At 45.3% G+C, this 20,322-nt stretch carries 15 protein-coding genes; 11 read left to right on the top strand and 4 right to left on the bottom strand.

The window, feature by feature from the left end; all coding sequences use genetic code 11:
• Positions 1–64 precede the first annotated feature (64 nt).
• From JMX07_RS00325 to JMX07_RS00340, 4 genes are all read right to left on the bottom strand, one after another.
• Positions 65–1,867 (bottom strand): phosphomannomutase, encoded by a 1,803-nt coding sequence (locus JMX07_RS00325; RefSeq protein ID WP_201605231.1) that lies wholly within the window; start codon positions 1,865–1,867, stop codon positions 65–67.
• Between the two features lie 138 nt (positions 1,868–2,005).
• Positions 2,006–2,470: a dUTP diphosphatase gene (gene dut, locus JMX07_RS00330; RefSeq protein WP_201605233.1), complete on the bottom strand. Its 465-nt coding sequence runs from the start codon at positions 2,468–2,470 to the stop codon at positions 2,006–2,008.
• Between the two features lie 174 nt (positions 2,471–2,644).
• The gene (gene mgtE, locus JMX07_RS00335) at positions 2,645–4,048 is read right to left on the bottom strand and encodes a magnesium transporter (protein ID WP_165597466.1); all 1,404 of its coding nucleotides are present in this window, start codon (positions 4,046–4,048) and stop codon (positions 2,645–2,647) included.
• 156 nt (positions 4,049–4,204) lie between these two features.
• Entirely contained in the window at positions 4,205–6,238 is a 2,034-nt protein-coding gene (locus tag JMX07_RS00340; RefSeq protein ID WP_114700718.1) for a UvrD-helicase domain-containing protein, read from the bottom strand.
• An 845-nt stretch (positions 6,239–7,083) separates the two neighbouring features.
• Between JMX07_RS00340 and ndhC the strand changes: the two genes are divergently transcribed.
• From ndhC to nuoL, 11 genes are all read left to right on the top strand, one after another.
• On the top strand, positions 7,084–7,707 hold the full coding sequence (gene ndhC, locus JMX07_RS00345) for an NADH-quinone oxidoreductase subunit A (RefSeq protein WP_102091044.1): 624 nt from the start codon (positions 7,084–7,086) through the stop codon (positions 7,705–7,707).
• A 174-nt stretch (positions 7,708–7,881) separates the two neighbouring features.
• A complete protein-coding gene (locus JMX07_RS00350) occupies positions 7,882–8,550 on the top strand; it encodes a NuoB/complex I 20 kDa subunit family protein (protein WP_101206265.1) in 669 nt (222 codons plus the stop codon).
• Positions 8,551–8,702: 152 nt separating this feature from the next.
• Positions 8,703–10,478, top strand: coding sequence for an NADH-quinone oxidoreductase subunit C/D (nuoC, locus tag JMX07_RS00355; RefSeq protein ID WP_057758925.1), 1,776 nt, complete (start codon positions 8,703–8,705; stop codon positions 10,476–10,478).
• 147 nt (positions 10,479–10,625) lie between these two features.
• Positions 10,626–11,135, top strand: a complete 510-nt coding sequence (gene nuoE / locus JMX07_RS00360) for an NADH-quinone oxidoreductase subunit NuoE (protein ID WP_057758927.1) — start codon at positions 10,626–10,628, stop codon at positions 11,133–11,135.
• On the top strand, positions 11,132–12,556 hold the full coding sequence (nuoF, locus tag JMX07_RS00365; protein ID WP_227684567.1) for an NADH-quinone oxidoreductase subunit NuoF: 1,425 nt from the start codon (positions 11,132–11,134) through the stop codon (positions 12,554–12,556). Before nuoE ends, nuoF begins: the two co-directional genes overlap by 4 nt.
• Before the next feature lie 10 nt (positions 12,557–12,566).
• A complete protein-coding gene (nuoG, locus tag JMX07_RS00370; RefSeq protein ID WP_201605235.1) occupies positions 12,567–15,644 on the top strand; it encodes an NADH-quinone oxidoreductase subunit NuoG in 3,078 nt (1,025 codons plus the stop codon).
• A gap of 52 nt (positions 15,645–15,696) precedes the next feature.
• Entirely contained in the window at positions 15,697–16,689 is a 993-nt protein-coding gene (gene nuoH / locus JMX07_RS00375; protein WP_180958090.1) for an NADH-quinone oxidoreductase subunit NuoH, read from the top strand.
• A gap of 58 nt (positions 16,690–16,747) precedes the next feature.
• On the top strand, positions 16,748–17,296 hold the full coding sequence (nuoI, locus tag JMX07_RS00380) for an NADH-quinone oxidoreductase subunit NuoI (protein WP_010198902.1): 549 nt from the start codon (positions 16,748–16,750) through the stop codon (positions 17,294–17,296).
• Positions 17,293–18,036, top strand: coding sequence for an NADH-quinone oxidoreductase subunit J (gene nuoJ / locus JMX07_RS00385; protein WP_114700722.1), 744 nt, complete (start codon positions 17,293–17,295; stop codon positions 18,034–18,036). Before nuoI ends, nuoJ begins: the two co-directional genes overlap by 4 nt.
• 98 nt (positions 18,037–18,134) lie before the next feature.
• Positions 18,135–18,443: an NADH-quinone oxidoreductase subunit NuoK gene (gene nuoK / locus JMX07_RS00390; RefSeq protein ID WP_025653102.1), complete on the top strand. Its 309-nt coding sequence runs from the start codon at positions 18,135–18,137 to the stop codon at positions 18,441–18,443.
• A gap of 4 nt (positions 18,444–18,447) precedes the next feature.
• A complete protein-coding gene (gene nuoL / locus JMX07_RS00395) occupies positions 18,448–20,322 on the top strand; it encodes an NADH-quinone oxidoreductase subunit L (protein ID WP_201605237.1) in 1,875 nt (624 codons plus the stop codon).

The following is a 20,322-nucleotide window of genomic DNA, read 5'->3' on the forward strand; positions in this document are numbered from 1 at the left end:
GGGCCGGGTTTAAATTGGTTGTTTTTCTACTGTGTCCAATGAGACAGTTATATGTTTTATGAGGCTACTCCGCAGGAATAGCAAGAATCTGTTCAGCTAGTGCTGCGTTAAATGGTCGACATAAAGCGGCAAATGTCGCCTGAATATCTTTTAGGTCATCTATACTGTCACCTGCAAAGCGCGCGGTCAGGCTATTACTGGTATTTGATTGACGCAGTACGCCAAAGCCATGCGCAAAGTCTAAACGCACACCATCGATACAGTTCAGCTTGGTTCCTACAGGTAATAATTCATGTGTCTGTTTTACTGCTATTTGCGCCTTCGCAGTAGCGCAGGTACACACTGATGACTTGCATGTTATGGCAGTCAAGCCAGAGTTCTTTCGCTGCTGACTAGATGAAGAAATACTATGAGTAGACATATCTACTAGATGCTGCAAGTAGTGACAAAATCTGGTTAGTTGCTCTACAAGAGAGCAGTCGGTAGTAGCGGTCTGCGGCATTGGCAAGTAATGGTCAGCAGTACTGACTATAGTGGGCAAGCTATGGATGATATCTGCTAGCGGTTTTTTATCATTAGTATTATTATGAGTTTGGTCAAGCCAATGCAGCAACCGTAATGCAGCATACATCGCATCATCATAAGGGATAAAGCGGCTGTCATTAAAGATGAAATGCCCTGATAATTCACCAGCGAAGACAATTTGATTGTCAGGATGCTGTACCTGCTGGCGCATAAAGCTGCTGCCAGTCTTGCTAATCACAGGTGTAGTAGCAAGCTCAGATAACAGTCTTGGTAAATGATGGGCGCACTTAATATCGAAAAGAACTTCAGACGCTAATAAAGAGGCGCTAAGAGAGTTAGGATGTTCAGTAATAGCAATACGTGCCAGTAGATAGAGCAAATGATCGGGCGTGACTATTTTGCCGTTGTTATCAACGATCATCAAACGATCGCCATCGCCATCAAACGCCAAGCCGATATCTGCTACGTGCAGCACAACGGCTCGTTGCAATTCGTTTAAGCGGTTTGGTTCGGTAGGGTCTGGATTACCAAGGGGGAAATTGCCATTGGGGGTATCATTGAGAAAAATAACATTCTGGCAAAAACGTTCGAACAAGCGTTGAGCAATGCTACCAGTTGCACCGTGCATACAGTCAATAACTATGACCAAATCAAGTTTATAAGCGCTTTTCTGATTGGCTTTAGTTGCCGAGTGATTATGTTGAAATAATTGTTCAAATACCTGTGCAATAGCATCGATATATACATTACCTACTTGATTAGTAGGTAGTTGCTCAAGTAGGTCGCTTGGTAATTTTGAGTCATGGTTATTATCAATGCTTTCAATATTTTCTGAACGCAAGGCAGAATTGTTAGCTTGGCTATCGGGATAAGCGTGACAACTATGATGATCGGTTAGCTGATGATAAAGCGTCTGTATCTCTGAGCTACTAGGGGACTTGTTATTCACCAACCACTTGATGCCTAGTATGTCTTTAGCAGAATGGCTCGCTGTTACGACTATGCCATGTCCTTGATATTGCATTGCCCAAAATGCCATCATTGGCGTGGTAATCAGACCTAACTGGATTACGCGTAAACCCTGCTGAGCTAATACAGTAGAGAGTGTATGTGCAATGGCTTCACTGCCAATACGCATATCATAGCCAATAACGACAATATTTTGCTTAGTCTCAACAGAGGAATTAGTACTGATGTTTTGAGTCGGTTGGCTATCTTGGGCATTGTAGAGAGTAGCAAAAGCATGGCCTAACGCTTGTATAAAACTGCTAGTGAAATACTGGTTGGCACCACGAATATCATAAGCACGGAATAAGGATTGCTGCGCCGCAAAAGGTGGCATTGCTTACTCTCCTTATAACCGTGATAGGTGTTCAATGATAAATAAAAAATGAATAGCGCAAGGTTTTATATATAGCTTAAGTAAAACCTTAAAGGTTATCTAAAAAATTGTCAGAAAAATTGACCAACAAAATAGCTACTATTGACGACCTGAGTGTCCAAACCCGCCTGCACCGCGTACGCTTTCATCACTGAATTCTGCAACCACTTTAAACTCAGGACGCGCAACAGGTACCACGATGTACTGTGCCATACGCTCAGCTACATTAAGAACAAAGTCTTCGTTACTGCGGTTCCAAATACTAACCATCAGCTCGCCTTGATAGTCAGCATCGATTAGCCCAACTAAGTTACCCAAGACGATACCGTGCTTATGACCAAGACCTGAACGCGGTAAAATCATACCTGCATAATTAGGATCTTGAATATAAACCGCAAGGCCTGTGCCAATTAAATGGGTTTCACCTGCTTTAATCGTTAATGGCTCGTCAATACAAGCACGCAAGTCAATACCTGCACTGCCATCAGTGGCACGAGTTGGTAAAGAAAACGCTTTATCTTCAGTAATTTTAGGGTTTACCACTTTAACTTGTACAGCTTGCATAACACACTCACTTAACGATTTGATGGTTTTTAAATTATGATTTTAAACTAAGGCCTTGAACTATGGTCTAAATAAGTCTTATTCGACATTTTTATACAAATAACAATTCTATATTTTAATTATTCAGCAATTCAGCAATTCAGCAATTCAGCAATTCAGCAATTCAGCAATCAACTAGAGTATCAGTACGCTGGCCAATCCTAAAAACGACATAAAGCCGACGATATCCGTGACGGTCGTTAGGATAACCGAAGCAGATAGAGCAGGGTCGATATTCATCCGTTTTAGCATCAGCGGTATGCTGATCCCCGAGACATTAGCCGCAGTCATGTTGATCGCAATGGCAAAACCAATGACGGCACTGATCTTAATATCATGAAACCATAACTGAGCAATAAACGCCATAATTATCGCCCAGATGATACCGTTTATCGCACCCACCCACAGCTCTTTATTTAACAGCCAGACACGGTTGGAACCACCGATTTGACCCATCGCCATCCCGCGGATAACGACCGTCAGCGTTTGCGAGCCAGCAATACCGCCCATACTGGCGACCACTGGCATCAATATCGCTAGCGCCACGACTTGTGCCAATACTTCTTCAAACTGTCCAATCACTGCTGCGGCCAAAAGGGCAGTACATAAATTGATACCTAGCCAAACGCTACGGCTTTTAGCACTGGTTAGGATGGGGGCAAACAGCTCTTCATCTTGGCTAACACCAGCGAGGTTTTTCATGGTGCTGTCGACATCATCTTGGATAATCTCCATGATGTCTTCACCGTTTAGTTGACCAACTAGCTCGCCATGGCTATTGATGACGGGCGCAAAACGGATGTCTTCTGAACGAAAAATCGCGGCAGCATCTTGGATATCCAAGCGATCATTAATCGTAATGGCAGTATCAATCAGCTCCGAGACTAATGTATTCTGTTTATGCTTGATTAAATCTACTAGACTCAGTAGTCCTAGCAGTTGCTGGCTTTGATCGACAACGAGCAGCTCTTGGCTCTCGTCATCGAGCAGATCGTCGTTTTCACGCAGCCATTCTTGCACATCTGCTAGGTAGATATCATCCCTTATCTGAATAATATCAGGATCCATATAGCTACCCACTTCCCAGTCAGCATAAGTATCAAGCTTATTGACTTGAACCCGCGTCTCTTCGTCCAGCGTTGCCATGACTGAGGTACGTACGCTCTCAGTGACAGTGTCCAAAATCTCAGAGATGTCTTGTGCATCGAGGTCTTGGGTAAACAAAGAGATTTCTTGGGAAGAAATATTCTCCATCAATGGCTGGCGCGTATCGACATCTAGCTCGGCAAGCACCTCACCTTTGATGTGTTCTGGCACCTGCGCCCAAATCAATAGACGATTTTGAGTTGGGAAGGACTCTAATAGGTTGGCAATCTCATATTCGGACTGCTTTTCTAAGAACTCTGTAATGGCCTCGTATGCTTTATCAGCAACCAACCCCTGCAGATACAGAAGCTTATATTCGGCACTATATTCAGCCGAATTATAGTCTCCTGACAGCATGGCGGTTCGTTCCTGATTTGGCATCGGGGTAGGCATAAGTGTTCCAAGTTTTTACAGTCGAGTTTTTACAGTATATAAAGAACAATAACAATGACGATTATAACAATCGCCTTTTGCGTAGTCTAAAGCATGTTCTTTTGAGCGTTTTACTTAGGTGTTTATTACTCAGATGCTTAAATGTTTTGAGTAAGATTAACGCTTACCCAGTAACGCTCGAATATTGGCCAGATATTCATCAGCAACAGCTTCTGGGTCTTTGGTCGCTTTTTTCTTTTTCGCTTTGGCAGGCCAATCAATATGATCCTCAGGCAGCTCATCCAAAAATCTGGATTCTGAGGTAACGCGCATCTGACCACCAGCACGGCGCTGGGTCGCGAGCGTCAATGTTAGTTCACGACGTGCACGAGTAATACCCACGTACATCAGACGGCGCTCTTCTTCGACCGTCTCACTCATAATGGAGTTGCGATGCGGCAGCATCTCTTCCTCAAGCCCCATGATATAAACAAAATCAAACTCCAAGCCCTTTGCCGCATGCAAGGTCATCAAGTTGACTTTGTTAGTGTTCTCTTCTTCTTGCTGTTGCTCAAGCATATCAAGCAGAACCAGCTTACGAATGATGGTATCAATCGTTCGGTCTTCATCTTCTTCAGCGCGATTAATCAAGGACTGAATACTGGTGTACAGCATATCGATATTATCAATACGGTTTTTTTCTTGTTGCGGCGTTTTGGCATCGCTACGGACAAAGTCAATATAACCTGTCTCATCAATCATCTGGCGTACGATCGGCACAGGGTCTGGGTGTTGATCCAGCTCACGCGTATAGTGCTCGATGAATTCACCAAACTCTTTTATCGTACCATAAGCCTTTGACGGCAATACATGAGTCAGGCCAGCATGGGTACAAGAGGCCAGTAACGATATGCTGTGCTCTTGCGCAAACAAACCAAGTTTTTCTAGCGTGGCTGGTCCCATACCGCGCTTAGGTGTATTGATAATACGCAAAAACGCACTGTCATCCTCAGGGTTCAAAATCAGACGCAAATACCCCATGATGTCTTTGATTTCACTACGCGCAAAGAATGACTGACCGCCTGATAATTTATAAGGCACTTGCAGTTGACGTAATTGTGCCTCTAGCATACGTGCCTGAAAGTTACTGCGGTACAGCACCGCATACTGTTCCCACTCATTGCCAAAACGCAGCTTATGAGTGACGATTTCTTTGGCCACGCGCTCCGATTCATCATCGTCATTACGGCAGTTAATGATGCGGATTTTTTCGCCTTGACCTTTATCTGACCACAGTTTTTTCTCGAATAAATGCTCGTTATTTAGAATAACGGCGTTGGCCGAAGTCAAAATACGCGTGGTTGAGCGGTAATTTTGCTCAAGCATAACGATTTTCAGCTTTGGAAAATCTTCTTTTAGCAGAGCCATGTTTTCAGGCTTTGCTCCGCGCCATGCATAGATAGATTGGTCATCATCTCCTACCACAGTAAAGCGACCTTGCGGGCCAACCAGATATTTAATCATCTCATACTGCGCTGTATTGGTATCTTGATACTCATCGACCAATAGATAGCGAATACGGTTCTGCCATTTGTCTCGCAATTCTCTATTTTCACGCAATATCTTGGTTGGCAAGACAATCAAGTCATCAAAATCGACGGCATTATAAGCGCGCAAGTTACGCTCATAAAGCGCATATAACGTGGCAAAAATCATGTCTTCTGGATCGTCTAGCGTTTCCATCGCCTTATCAGGCTCGACCAAGTCATTTTTCCAATCCGAAATCATTTTGATGGCTTTACCGACCAACTCGCGACTTTCAGCGCCACTCAAGTTGTCGCGCATCATCAGCTCCATCAGCAAACGCTTACTGTCATCGCTGTCCATGATGGAAAAATTGCCTTTTAACGGAGTATGAATCAGCTCATATCGCAAAAACTGTAGACCAAATTGGTGAAACGTCGACACCGTCAACCCGCGCATTTTTTCGCTTGGTAGCAGTTTGCTTACCCGCGCTTTCATCTCACGTGCCGCTTTATTGGTAAAGGTTACGGCGGTGATGCGCTCAGCTGGCATGTCACATTCTTGGATTAAGTAAGCAATCTTACGCGTGATCACAGAGGTTTTGCCGGAGCCCGCACCTGCAAGGACAAGTAATGGACCAGATACGTAGAGCATGGCTTCTTGTTGTTTGGGATTGAGTTGACTCATAACGTGACCTGTAAGACAAAAGCAAAAAAGAGGGTAGCGCTGATATGACAAAGATAGATAAACGCAGCGCGCATCATCAAAATTCGTATCGTTGCGATATTTTAATAATCTTTATTATAAGAATAATAGAATTTAAGGTTTGATGATGCCATATCATAAAAATCTGGTGGGTCATTATAAAGCAAAAATGCTCACTTTGGGGGAGGACTTGGGTGATGAAAGTGGGGTATTTGGACACTTGATTTTTGACAAATAGCGTGGCAGTGTTTGCTCATAGCCAAATGTACGGATTTGGGGTTAATATAAGGTAAGGTCTATATCATAATTCATAGTAAAAAAAACACATTTTTTTTACACAGAAAGTGACCGTTCAATACAGTTAAAAACTAGCTTTTAGGTACTGATATGCGTATAGTACGTAAATAATTTATGCCAGTTGTCACGTCATTGTTGACCACGTGTAATGAGCTATTAAATCAATTAAGTAAGCAGTCAGATATGATATTGATTTAATACGTTGATCTTACGTTGTTAGAAGATGCGTTGGGCGACCAGCCTTTATCCGCGCGCATACCGGAATCTCTACAGTTGGTCACGTCTGACATCGTCGTCAATAAGCTTGATAGTTGGTTGTTACCAGCAAAATACCTAACATGTGACTCAATGACAGTTACTTAAACACAGTGACAGTTGCTGAAGTGCAGTGACAATTACTTAAATAAAGTCACTTTTTAAATAAAGTCACTTTGTGTTTTCGTCTGCGTTATACCTGTCGCAACATGGCCTGAGTGGGTCAGTGCTTGCGCTGTGTCTAACACTCGATTGGGTGAGGAGCACGTATTATCATGTCTGCTTTTAATTGGTCAGCCATTGCTTTTATCTTAGCCGCCATTGGGCTAGTTGTCTTTATGCTGGTCGTACCGCGCTTACTTGGCGGTCGCTCTCAAGGCTCACAAAAGGAAGAAGTATTTGAAGCGGGTGTTGTCGGATCTGGCAACGCCCGTATTCGTTTGTCTGCCAAATTTTATTTGGTCGCAATCTTCTTTGTGATTTTTGATTTAGAGGCGTTATATCTCTACGCTTATGCTGTGTCAGTACGCGAGGCGGGTTGGCTTGGCTTTGCCGCCGCTGGCACGTTTATCACTATTCTGATTATCGGTTTGATTTATGAGCTGAGCTTGGGTGCGATGAACTGGGCACCTGCTGACAAGCTACGCAAAAAAGCACGCTTGTATGCGGCGCCTGCAGGCTTTAATTTGGCAGACATCACCAAGTTTGATGGTGCTCATGAGCTAATGGTCGATCCGACAGGTAAAGTACCCGCGCAGTCATCCGGTCAAATCAATGTCTCAAACAACATTGAGACCAATCGTCGTCATCTACAAAACATCGATCATATTAATACCACGGGTAACGTTACTTCTGTGGATTTTGCGACGTCTGCTCAGCAGGACAAAACTGAACGTTAATAGCAGTTGATGCTCAGCTTAGGGCGTTTGCAAAAACGAGCAGCAAAGCATGAAGGCGTCAGTTCTGTTTGAATTAATGATTGCTGATGATTAGCCACTTATTAATAATAAAATTATGGCGACAGCGCGAGCAAGATGATTGCCACGCCAAGCCTAATATGAAGGTTGTATGTTATGAAATACACATTAACAAAAGCCAACCCCGATGCAGATACCTATCCTGCACAGACCAGTCAAACGGTCAATGATCCTATCGAAGATGAAGTGAATAAAAACGTCTTTATGGGTCGTCTCGAAGACCTCGTTCATTCAACAGCAAACTGGGGGCGTAAGAACTCACTTTGGCCATTTAACTTTGGTACTTCTTGCTGTTATGTTGAATACGCTACTACCTTAACCGCCGTTCATGATTTGTCACGTTTTGGGGCAGAGGTTATTCGTGCCTCGCCTCGTCAGGCGGACGTCATGATCGTTGCTGGTACTTGCTTCGTTAAAATGGCACCTGTCATCCAGCGCCTATATGAGCAAATGCTTGAGCCAAAATGGGTTATCTCTATGGGTGCCTGTGCCAACTCGGGCGGCATGTATGATATTTATTCTGTCGTACAAGGTGTCGATAAGATTATCCCTGTTGATGTGTATGTGCCAGGTTGTCCGCCGCGTCCAGAAGCGCTTATTCAGGGTTTGATGTTGTTACAAGAATCTATTACTAAAGAGCGTCGTCCGCTGGGTATCCATGTCAATGAGCAGGGTATCTATCAGCCGCAAATGACGCCTGAGCGTGACCGCAAGCAGGCAGATCGTATCGCTGTCAAAAACTTGCGCAGCCCAGACAGTATTTAAGTTTCAAACAGCATTTAGACTTATAGCAACAGTTTCAATATTTTATGCGCTTATCATAGTTCGGTTATGATTAACATAGCTCAGTTATGGTTGACATAGTTCGGTTATGACTAACATAGTTCAGTTATGATTAATGAAGGAATACATCATTCATGGTCACGGTAGTCGAAAACATAGATCCTAAGATCAAGCCCGTCCCAGCAGTCATCACAGAGCTGGAGCAAAAGTATGCTGGTAAATTTGTCGTGCAGCAGACTGTGGATGAGATTCCAACGGTTTGGGTGGCGCGTGCTGATTTATTAGATATTCTTTTATTCTTGCGCAAACTGCCTAAACCTTACGTCATGCTATTTGACTTGTCAGCGATAGATGAGCGTTTACGCCAGCATCGCGCGGGTTTACCTGACAGTGACTTTACGGTGTTTTATCACTTGATGTCGCTTGAGCGCAATAGTGATGTACGTATCAAGGTCGCGCTGAGCGAAGACGATGTCAATGTACCGAGCGCCACCAATATTTGGCCAAACGCCAACTGGTATGAGCGTGAAGTATGGGACATGTTCGGTATTGTCTTTACGGGCCATCCGCATTTGACCCGTATTTTATTACCAAAATACTGGGAAGGACATCCACTGCGTAAAGAATATCATGCACGCGCGACGGAATTTACCCCGTACTTCTTGAATACCGCCAAGCAACAATACGAGCAAGAAAACCTACGTTTTGTCCCAGAAGAGTGGGGCATGAAGCGTTCAGGTCGTGATGAAGACTTTATGTTCTTGAACATCGGTCCTAACCATCCCTCTGCTCACGGTGCATTCCGTTTGGTACTACAGCTCGATGGCGAAGAAGTTGTCGATTGTATTCCTGATATCGGCTATCACCATCGCGGTGCAGAAAAAATGGCTGAGCGTCAAACATGGCACTCATTTATTCCTTATACCGACCGTATCGATTATCTTGGCGGTGTGATGAATGAACTGCCGTACATCATGTCGGTCGAAAAGCTGGCTGGAATCACCATTCCACCACGTGCTGAAACCATCCGCGTGATGATGAGTGAGTTCTTCCGTATTACCAATAACTTACTATTCGTCGGTACGTTCATTCAGGATGCGGGCGGTATGACCCCTGTATTCTATATGTTTACCGATCGCCAAAAAGCCTATGACGTCATCGAAGCCGTGACTGGCTATCGTATGCATCCAGCTTGGTTCCGTATCGGCGGTACTGCTGCTGATCTGCCACGTGGCTGGCAGCGTTTGGTTCGTGAGTTCTTAGATTGGATGCCAAAACGCTTGGACGAATATGTCAAAGCGGCATTGCAAAACAGCGTGCTCAAAGGCCGTACCCAAGGGGTTGCTCAATATAATGCCAAGCAAGCACTTGCTTGGGGCGTCACGGGTGCAGGTCTGCGTGCGACAGGCGTTGACTTTGATCTGCGTAAAGCGCGTCCATACATGGGCTATGAGAATTACGATTTTGAAGTGCCAGTTGGTTACAACGGTGATGCTTATGATCGTTGTATGGTAAAAGTCGAAGAGATGCGTCAGTCATTGCGTATCATCCGCCAGTGCATGGACAATATGCCACAAGGCCCTTACAAAGCGGACCATCCTCTAGCAGTACCACCGCCGAAAGACCGTACCTTAAACGATATTGAAACTTTGATTAATCACTTTATCTCAGTATCTTGGGGTCCTGTGATGCCAGCGGGCGAGTGTACGACGATTGTAGAAGCGACCAAAGGTTTGAACAGCTATTACATCACTTCAGATAAGGCGACGATGAGCTATCGTACCCGTATCCGTACGCCGACATTTGCGCATTTGCAGCAGATGCCATCGGTGATTAATGGCTCGCTCGTCTCTGATGCCATTATGTATCTGGCATCGATTGATATTGTGATGGCGGATTGTGATCGTTAAAGCCGCTGCTTCAAAAGTATTTGTTCATCAATATATTATTGCCTGATGGCACACCAAAATGCTGTTACTCGTCAATATACCCACAGTTTTAATCAGACTAATATTGGCTTGTGATAGAGCAGGATGAGTGAGGAAAGACAGAAGATTATGAAAATTGTTTCCGACAAAATGCCAAAAGTAGATGTGGAAAGCATTCTCACCAGTGATGAAATCGCTGCCATTCATGAGTTTATGCACCATTACCCACAGGCGCGTGCCGCCTCGCTAGATGCACTAAAAATCGTGCAAAAGCGTAACGGCTGGGTTGATGATGCGCAAGCAAATGCCATTGCCAACATTCTAGATATCCCGATGTCAGATATGGATGGGGTTGCGACTTTCTTTAACCGTATTTATCGCCAACCTGTCGGTCGCCATGTGATTCTCATATGTGACTCCGTGGCTTGTTATTTGACAGGTTATGAGGCGCTGTCAGCTGAGATTAGATCACAGCTAGGCATTGAGTACGGTCAAACCACTGCTGATGGACGTTTTACCCTATTGCCAATTTGCTGCTTGGGCAACTGTGATAAGGGACCAGCGGTACTGATTGATGAAGACACTTACGGCCCTGTCCAGCCATCTGAGGTCGCGCAATTATTGGAGCTATACGCATGAGTTTAACGATTTCAGAGCAAATTGCTCGTCGCGGTCAAGGCCAAGCGCCAAGCCAGCTAAATGCACAGCGTGTTCCAATTTACGGTGATAAAGCGACAGCCACTAGTGAAACCAAGCCATTGACGTGGCGTCTAGCGCATCATGATGCGGTGCTTGATTTAGCCACTTATGAGTCTCTAAAAGGCTTTACGGGTCTAAAAGAAGCGCTATCTAAGTCGCCTAAAGACGTCGGCAATATGATTAAAGCGGCCAATGTCCGAGGTCGCGGCGGTGCAGGTTTTAATGCTGGTCTTAAATGGTCGTTTATGTCGCCACCGGATGGTTTGCCGCGCTATCTCATCTGTAATGCTGATGAAATGGAGCCGGGCACATTCAAAGACCGTTTGCTCATGGAGCGTCTACCGTTTCAGCTGATCGAAGGTATGCTCATTACTGCTCATGCGATTGGCGCCACTGACGGTTATATCTTTATCCGTGGTGAGTATATCTTGGCCGCTGAACGTTTGGTCGCTGCTATCGAAGAGTGCTTGGCCAATAATCTCATGGGCGATAATATTTTAGGCTCAGATTTTAGTTTTAATCTGCATGTGCATACGGGCGCTGGACGTTATATCTGCGGTGAAGAAACAGCGTTAATTAACTGTCTAGAAGGTCGCCGTGCTAACCCACGTACTAAGCCGCCGTTTCCGCAAATCTCTGGTGCCTGGGGTCGTCCAACCGTTGTCAATAACGTTGAAACTCTGTGTAATATGCCAGCGATTTTGAATCATGGCGTTGAATGGTATCAGTCGTTATCTGAAATCAAAGGCAAAAGTAAAACGCCAGGCACCAAACTATTTGGCTGCTCAGGATTGGTCAATGATCCTGGTCTTTGGGAGTTACCGTTTGGCTATACGGCACGCGAAATCATTGAAGATTTAGCGGGTGGTATGAAAGATGGTAAAACACTGAAAGCTTGGCTACCGGGCGGCGCCTCGACTGACTTTTTGACCGCAGAACATTTGGATGTGGTGGTGGATTTTGACACCATTCAAAATGCGGGTAGCCGTATGGGTACTGGTCTGATTATGGTTGTTGATGAATCACAAGACATGGTGCCATTACTACGCAACCTTGAGATTTTCTTTCAGCGTGAGTCGTGCGGTTGGTGTACACCATGCCGTGATGGTCTACCGTGGGGCGTGAAATTGCTTACCGCCATCAATGATGGTGAAGGGCAAGTGGGCGATGTAGAAAAACTAGAAGGCCTGACGCGTGACTTATGGATTGGTAAAACATTCTGTGCGCATGCCCCAGGTGCAATGGAACCACTAATGAGTGCGATTAAATATTTCCGTCCAGAGTTTGATCAAAAAATCACGCAGGCGGTTGGTGTCGATGTTATTGATGCTGCAGCCAACCAACAGCCAGTAGTGAAATAAGGAGAGCGGCATGGCAGTCATACATATTGATGGAACCACTGTCGAAGTAGATAGCGCAGATAACTTGCTACAAGCCTGCTTATCACTTGGCATTGATGTGCCGTATTTTTGTTATCATCCAGCGCTTGGCTCAGTAGGCTCGTGCCGTCAGTGCGCGGTCAAACAATTCCAAAATAAAGAAGATATGGAAGCAGGTCGCGGTCGCCTTGTGATGTCTTGTATGGTCGCTCCTGGCGATGATATGTACATCTCGGTCACTGACGATGAAGCCAAAGCATTCCGCAAGTCGATGGTTGAGCTACTCATGACCAACCATCCACATGACTGTCCAACCTGTGAAGAGGGCGGACATTGTCATTTGCAGGACATGACCTATATGTCAGGTCATAGCCGTCGTCGCTATCGCTTTACCAAACGCACGCATCATAACCAAGAGCTTGGTCCATTCATCGCGCATGAGATGAACCGTTGTATCGCTTGCTATCGCTGTGTACGTTTTTATAAAGACTATGCGGGCGGCGAAGATTTGGGTGTTTATGGCTCAAACAATCGTGTTTACTTTGGCCGTGATAAAGATGGTCAGTTTGAAAGCGAATTTTCAGGTAACTTAACCGAAGTCTGCCCAACAGGTGTGTTTACTGATAAAACCCACTCTGAGCGCTACAACCGTAAATGGGACATGCAGTATGCGCCAAGCATCTGTCATGGTTGCTCAGCTGGTTGTAATATCTCACCGGGCGAGCGTTATGGTGAATTGCGCCGTATCGAAAACCGCTATAACGGCGAAGTAAACCGCTATTTCTTATGTGACCGTGGCCGCTTTGGTTATGGCTATGTCAATCGTGATGATCGTCCAACCCAAGCGCTTGAACGTATCAATGATAAGCATGTCAAAATCAATATTGACTATGCATTAGATGAAACCATCAAACGTATCAAAGATAAAAAAGTCATCGGGATTGGCTCACCGCGTGCCAGTTTAGAGACTAACTTTGCGCTAAAAAATCTCGTTGGGTTTGATAACTTTTCAACAGGTCTGAATCACCAGCAGCAAGCACTGGTCAATAAATGCATCGAAGTGCTTAGCACGGAAGGCATTTATAACCCTAGCATGACCGATATCGAAACGCATGATGCAGTGCTCGTATTAGGTGAAGACATCACGCAAACTTCATCACGTGTCGCGTTGTCAGTACGTCAAGCGGCAAAAAATGAAGGCTTGAAAATGGCGGCGGCGCTGCAAACGCAGCCGTGGCTTGCTGAACCAGTTAAGCGTATCGCTCAAGATGCGCTAAGCCCAGTCTATGTCATTGATGTGACGCAGACCAAGCTAGAAGATATCAGTAAAGTGAGCGTAGTGGCGACCCCTGAAGACATCACTAAACTTGGCTTTAAAGTCGCTGATGAGATTGCTAGTTTTGCTGATGATTTAGCAGAAATCGCAGATCCACAAGCAGTTGAACAAAATGCTGATGCCAGTACTGAGACTGATGGTATGCAAGCATTGGCTCAGCAAATCGCTTATGACTTGATTCAAGCCGATAAGCCACTGGTTATCTCGGGTAGTAGCTTGTCGTCTACCGCATTGATAGAAGCAGCGGCGCAGATTACTCAAGCATTGACGCAAAAACGCTCGGCTATTAGAGCGACTGAGCAGCAGCAAGTTGAAGCGCATAATGCCAAAGTAAAAGCTCAATCGCAGTCTGCTAATGACCAGCCTGAAGAAGACCAAGATTTATCTGCTAAGCCAAACAAACCTGAAACGGGCGTAAGTATAGAAGCGCAAGATGATGTAGAACGCGCTCCTGCCGAACCGCTCGAACTAAAAGAAGTAAACAATAAGTATCAGGCACAAGCAGGTATCTACTTAACGGTTACCGATGCCAATAGCATGGGTGTTTGCATGCTCGGCGGACAGTCAGTTGAAGAGTTATTAGCGACTGATTTCGATGTGATTATCGTCGCTGAAAATCAGCTGACTGATGCCATCGATGCCAATAAATTGACGCAGCTATTGACTGATAAAACGGTCATTGCGTTAGATCATCAGCTCCTTGATTGGCATAAAGACGTCGATATCGTATTGCCAGCGGCGAGCTTTGCAGAAGCGGATGGTACATTGATATCAGCTGAAGGCCGTGCACAGCGTTTCTTCCAAGTTTACGATAACGAATACTACCATCCGATGAGCAGTATTAAAGAAGGCTGGCGCTGGATACATGCTGTGCATAGCAGCATCGAAGGTCGTGATGTCGACTGGACGCAGTTGGATGATGTGATCAATGCATTGATTGCCACCCATCCTAAACTTGCGGGTATCAAAGGCGCTGCGCCTGATGCTGATTACCGTATAACGGGTCTTAAAATTGCTCGTCAGCCGCGTCGTTATTCAGGTCGTACCGCTATGCGTGCCCCGATATCCGTCCATGAGCCGATGCAACCAAAAGATTTAGACACCGGTTTAACTTTCTCAATGGAAGGTTATAGCGGTAAAGAAACGCCAAGCTCGATGATTCCTTTTGCCAATGCGGCAGGTTGGAACTCACCGCAAGCGTGGAACAAATACCAAGACAAAGTTGGTGGCCATCTGAAAAATGGCGATCCAGGTGTACGTTTGTTCGATCAGCTAGCACGCCTAGCCACTCGTCAATATGTGGCGCCAGAAGCGATGTCTTCGAATACAACTGACTTGCAGCAAGGCCAAGCGAAACTGGTACCAATTCATAATATCTATGCCAGCTCAATGATGGCATCACGTAGCCCAATCGTCGCAGAGCAACTACCCGTTGCAGCATGGCGTATCGGTATAGACGATGCCAAAGACTGGAATATCGCTGCTGGTGATTACTTGGCGATTGAAATCGATAAGCAACAAATTACCTTGCCAGTACAGCTGGTCGGTTATTTGGCAGAAGGCTGTATCGGTTACCCCGTTGGGCAGGTGAGTATCATTCACCCATCAATGCCAGCATCGGTACGTAAAGTGGATGCACCAGTAACGATGATGGGTAGCATGGCTAACGATATGATTAATGATAATGACACAGCGCAAATAAACGCAGCGCCGATCACCACACAGGAGGTGTAATATGCAAGTTACCCGTATTATCCCTGATGTGCCAAGCTTTTTGGCCAATAGCATGAGCTTTGATACTTGGTCTATTCTGTTTTTGGTGGGTCAATCACTAGTTATCTTTTTGGTCGTGGTATTGGTTGCCGCGATGATGATTATCTATGAGCGCCGTATGTTGGCCTTATGGCAAGATCGTTATGGTCCAAACCGTGTTGGGCCTTTTGGTTCGTTGCAGTTAGTCGCCGATATGCTAAAAATCTTTTTTAAAGAAGATTGGACACCAAACTTTACCGATAAGTTTATGTTCACCTTGGCACCTGCGGTCGCCATGTTTACTGCCTTGGCCTCATTTGCCATTATTCCTATCTCGCCAACGCTTGGCGTGGTTGATTGGGATATTGGTATTTTGTTTTTCTTTGCCATGGCTGGTATTGCTGTTTATGCCGTGATGTTCGGTGGTTGGGCCTCTGCTAACAAATTCTCGTTACTTGGTGGTTTGCGTTCAGCAGCACAGACAATCAGTTACGAAGTGTTTTTGGGTTTGTCGTTGATGGGCGTTGTTGCGCTAACAGGTTCATTTAACCTACGTGCCATTGTCGAAGCGCAAGCAGACGGCTGGTATATCATCCCGCAGTTCTTTGGCTTTTTAACATTTGTGGTGGCTGGTGTTGCCGTTACGCATAGACATCCATTTGACCAACCAGAAGCAGAGCAAGAACTGGCTGAAGGTTATCATGTTGAATATTCTGGCATGAAGTTTGGTATGTTCTTTATTGGTGAGTATGTCAACGTTGTCTTGATTTCTGCCTTGATGACTTGCTTGTTCTTTGGCGGTTGGCTTGCGCCGTTCAATTTAGATATTCCATTTATTCCACCAGCTTTTTGGTTCATGATTAAAACGCTATTCTTTATGACCATGTTTGTTTTGGCTCGAGGCTCACTCATGCGTCCGCGTTATGATCAGGTGATGAACTTTGGCTGGAAAGTATGTCTGCCCGTAACCTTGATCAATCTGTTGGTTACTGCTGCGGTCATTTTGATCTTTTCTCCAACGTTATAGTCATTACTAGTAGCCATCACTGATGAACTAGGGTAAAGCTGATAAGGATAATAATCCCATGTTTACTACCATAAAAAAGACCGTCATTGGTATATTTACCATTGTCCGCAGCATGTGGATGGTCAATAGTCATGCGCTCAGACCGCGTGATACCATCCTTTATCCTGAAGAGCCGGTACCTGTACCGCCGCGTTTTCGTGGACGTATTGTCCTAACGCGTGATCCTGATGGAGACGAGCGCTGTGTCGCTTGTAACTTGTGTGCGGTGGCATGTCCGGTAGGGTGTATCTCATTACAAAAAGCCGAGCGTGAAGATGGACGCTGGTATCCAGAGTTTTTCCGTATCAATTTTTCACGCTGTATCTTTTGTGGATTGTGTGAAGAAGCCTGTCCAACGACAGCGATTCAAATGACCCCAGATTTTGAACTGGGTGAATATAAGCGCCAAGATTTGGTCTATGAAAAAGAGCATTTGCTCATTTCAGGACCTGGTAAATATCCTGATTATAACTATTATCGTGTGACAGGTATGGCGGTAGCAGATAAACCAAAAGGCGCAGCACAAAATGAGTCTGCACCGATTGATCTAAGGAGCTTGCTACCATGATGAATATTTTGAACCATCCTGAATTGGCTGGGTTTTATTCACTTGCAGCAGTGGCGATATTTGCCAGTCTGCGCGTAGTGACTCAGGCCAATCCAGTGCATGCTATCTTATCGATGATTGTGTCGTTGTTAGCAATCGCTGGGATATTTTTTGTATTAGGTGCGCCGTTTGCGGGTGCGTTAGAAATCGTTGTCTATGCCGGTGCCATTATGGTGCTATTTGTCTTTGTGATTATGATGCTCAACTTGGGCATGAGCAATGACGAGCGCGAAGAGCGTTGGCTCGATGCCGGCACTTGGGCGATACCGACAGGATTGACGATAATCATTGCCGTTGTGCTCTATGCGATGATTGGTCTCAATCACGATGAAGCGGTCATGATGGGTGGCACGACTATCTCTGCCAAAGCAGTCGGTACGGTGTTATTTACTAAATACATTATGCTGGTTGAAGTAGCAGCATTGCTATTATTGGCAGCCTTGGTCGCCGCTTATCATTTAGGTAAAGAGACAGTCGACGATGAGGTCATCGGTAATGATAGCCAAAACTTCAAGCCAAGCGTAGGCAGTATCAAACAATACGACAATGATAGTACGCTTACACAGCATGACGGCGTAGAAATGGCTAAGCCTTACGAATATAAAGATGTTGACCCGCATGACTATGTAGGTATGAAGGTAGGCATGAAAGCAGGTAGTCAAGTAGGTGCGAATAAAGTTACGCGCAAGGAGTCAGACTAATGGTACTAGCAGCAAGCGTGGCACAAGATGTGTCAAACGTGCCGTTTGCCCACGAGGTGGCAGGCTTAGTACAGCCAGTTGCTGAGGCGCAAAATGTACTGGGTATGATACCCATGAGCCATGGACTGATTTTGGCAGGTATTTTATTTGCCATCGGTCTGTGCGGCGTCATGGTACGACGTAACTTCCTATTTATGCTAATGAGTCTTGAGATCATGATGAATGCGGCAGCATTGGCATTTGTAGTGGCAGGTAGTCGCTGGGTCGATCCAGACGGACAGATTATGTTTATCTTTATTTTGACCTTGGCTGCGGCTGAAGCGTCAATTGGTCTGGCAATATTATTGCGTTTTTATCATCAGCGTGGGCATCTCGATGTCGATAGCGCCAATGAGATGAAAGGATGATGTCATGAGTTTATTACCATTAACCTTTATATTCCCGCTCATTGGCTTTTTGATTTTAGCCTTTATGCGCGACAAATTATCAGAGACGGTCGCAGCGATTGTTGGCGTGGGTAGCATGCTGTTATCAGCATTATGTACGCTAGTGGTTAGCTATACGTTTTTGACCACTAATCCAGCTGGAACGGTAATTGAGGTTCCGCTATGGACTTGGTTCCAAGTTGGCGATTTTGCGCCACATTTCGGTTTGAGCTTTGATGGTTTGGCATTGACCATGACAGGCGTCATTACTGGGATTGGCTTTTTAATTCATCTGTTTGCCTCTTGGTATATGAAAGGCGACACTGGATTTGCTCGTTTCTTTAGCTATATGAACTTGTTTGTGGCCAGTATGTTGTTACTGGTACTCGCAGATGATTTGTTCTTGCTATATCTCGGTTGGGAAGGCGTGGGTATCTGTTCGTACCTATTGATTGGTTATTATTACCATGATAGAGCCAACGGCCGTGCCGCGATGAAAGCCTTTACCGTTACTCGTGTCGGTGATGTGTTCTTAGCCTTCGGTTTGTTTTTATTATTCCGCGAATTCGGTACGCTTAATATTCAAGAGATTATTACGCGCGCGCCAGAAGTGTTCGATGTGAATAACCCAACGATGATGCTTACCACGATGATGTTGGTCGGCGGCGCGATGGGTAAATCAGCGCAGTTGCCACTACACACATGGCTTGCTGATGCGATGGCAGGTCCAACACCCGTATCGGCATTGATTCACGCTGCAACGATGGTGACGGCAGGGGTTTATTTAATAGCCCGTTTACATCCTTTGTTTGAGCTGACCCCAGGTATCTTGTTGTATTGGGTTGGCGGCGTAGGGGCGTTGACGTTGGTCGTTGCTGGATTCTGTGCACTCGCGCAAACAGACATAAAACGTATTCTTGCTTATTCGACCATGAGTCAAATTGGCTATATGTTCCTCGCACTTGGCGTGGGCGCGTGGCAAGGGGCAATCTTCCATTTGATGACCCACGCTTTCTTTAAAGCATTGCTATTCTTATCATCAGGTGCGGTTATTCTTGCCGTACATCATGAGCAAGATATCTTTAAGATGGGCGGTCTGCGTAAAAAGATACCATTGGTATTTTGGTGTTATATCATCGGTGGTGGCGCACTCGCTGCCATACCTTGGGTTACCGTTGGTTTTTATTCTAAAGAAGCAATTCTTTGGGAGACTTATGCCACAGGTCACTTAGTACTATTCTATATGGGTGTATTTGGTGCGTTCTTAACGGCCATTTATACGTTCCGTATGATTTGGATTATCTTCTTCGGTGAAGAAAAAACCCATGCCCATAAACTATCAGGTGTGTCGTATTGGTTGCCTTTGACGGTATTACTTGTACTATCTACCGCTGTTGGTGCATGGATTACGCCACCATTGGATGGTGTATTGCCAGAGAGCGTTGGTCATCTATTAGAAGTCGCAGGTCAAGCACATGCTAAGCACACCGCAGAATATATCGCGATGGGTGCCATGGCAGCAGGTTTGATATTGGCTGCACTGTTGTATGTCGTCAATAAAGGCAGAATGCTCACTAGCTTTAAGCGCTCACGTATTGGTGGGGCGCTATATCACTGGTGTTATCATGGCCTAGGTTTCGACGCGCTATATGATGTAATTTTTGTAAAACCCTTTTTATTCATCGGCCGCTTATTAAAAACCGACCCTATCGATAAAACGTGGTTGCTGTTACCTAAGCTGGCCTCAGCTGGTAATAAAGTATTGTCTGCGACGCAAACAGGGTCTCTTCGAGGTTATGCCACAAGCTTTGGCTTGGGTATGGCTGTATTGCTGGTGCTGGTAATGATGACGGTGGTGTAA

Origin of the sequence: Psychrobacter immobilis (assembly GCF_904846235.1) — a bacterium.
Lineage (GTDB): Bacteria > Pseudomonadota > Gammaproteobacteria > Pseudomonadales > Moraxellaceae > Psychrobacter > Psychrobacter immobilis_C.

What these genes read in the sequence shown, in the direction of transcription:
- JMX07_RS00325 (WP_201605231.1), bottom strand. Translation starts at nt 1,867, where the DNA reads ATGCCACCTTTTGCGGCGCAGCAATCCTTATTCCGTGCTTATGATATT.
- dut (WP_201605233.1), bottom strand. Translation starts at nt 2,470, where the DNA reads ATGCAAGCTGTACAAGTTAAAGTGGTAAACCCTAAAATTACTGAAGAT.
- mgtE (WP_165597466.1), bottom strand. Translation starts at nt 4,048, where the DNA reads ATGCCTACCCCGATGCCAAATCAGGAACGAACCGCCATGCTGTCAGGA.
- JMX07_RS00340 (WP_114700718.1), bottom strand. Translation starts at nt 6,238, where the DNA reads ATGAGTCAACTCAATCCCAAACAACAAGAAGCCATGCTCTACGTATCT.
- ndhC (WP_102091044.1), top strand. Translation starts at nt 7,084, where the DNA reads ATGTCTGCTTTTAATTGGTCAGCCATTGCTTTTATCTTAGCCGCCATT.
- JMX07_RS00350 (WP_101206265.1), top strand. Translation starts at nt 7,882, where the DNA reads ATGAAATACACATTAACAAAAGCCAACCCCGATGCAGATACCTATCCT.
- nuoC (WP_057758925.1), top strand. Translation starts at nt 8,703, where the DNA reads ATGGTCACGGTAGTCGAAAACATAGATCCTAAGATCAAGCCCGTCCCA.
- nuoE (WP_057758927.1), top strand. Translation starts at nt 10,626, where the DNA reads ATGAAAATTGTTTCCGACAAAATGCCAAAAGTAGATGTGGAAAGCATT.
- nuoF (WP_227684567.1), top strand. Translation starts at nt 11,132, where the DNA reads ATGAGTTTAACGATTTCAGAGCAAATTGCTCGTCGCGGTCAAGGCCAA.
- nuoG (WP_201605235.1), top strand. Translation starts at nt 12,567, where the DNA reads ATGGCAGTCATACATATTGATGGAACCACTGTCGAAGTAGATAGCGCA.
- nuoH (WP_180958090.1), top strand. Translation starts at nt 15,697, where the DNA reads ATGAGCTTTGATACTTGGTCTATTCTGTTTTTGGTGGGTCAATCACTA.
- nuoI (WP_010198902.1), top strand. Translation starts at nt 16,748, where the DNA reads ATGTTTACTACCATAAAAAAGACCGTCATTGGTATATTTACCATTGTC.
- nuoJ (WP_114700722.1), top strand. Translation starts at nt 17,293, where the DNA reads ATGATGAATATTTTGAACCATCCTGAATTGGCTGGGTTTTATTCACTT.
- nuoL (WP_201605237.1), top strand. Translation starts at nt 18,448, where the DNA reads ATGAGTTTATTACCATTAACCTTTATATTCCCGCTCATTGGCTTTTTG.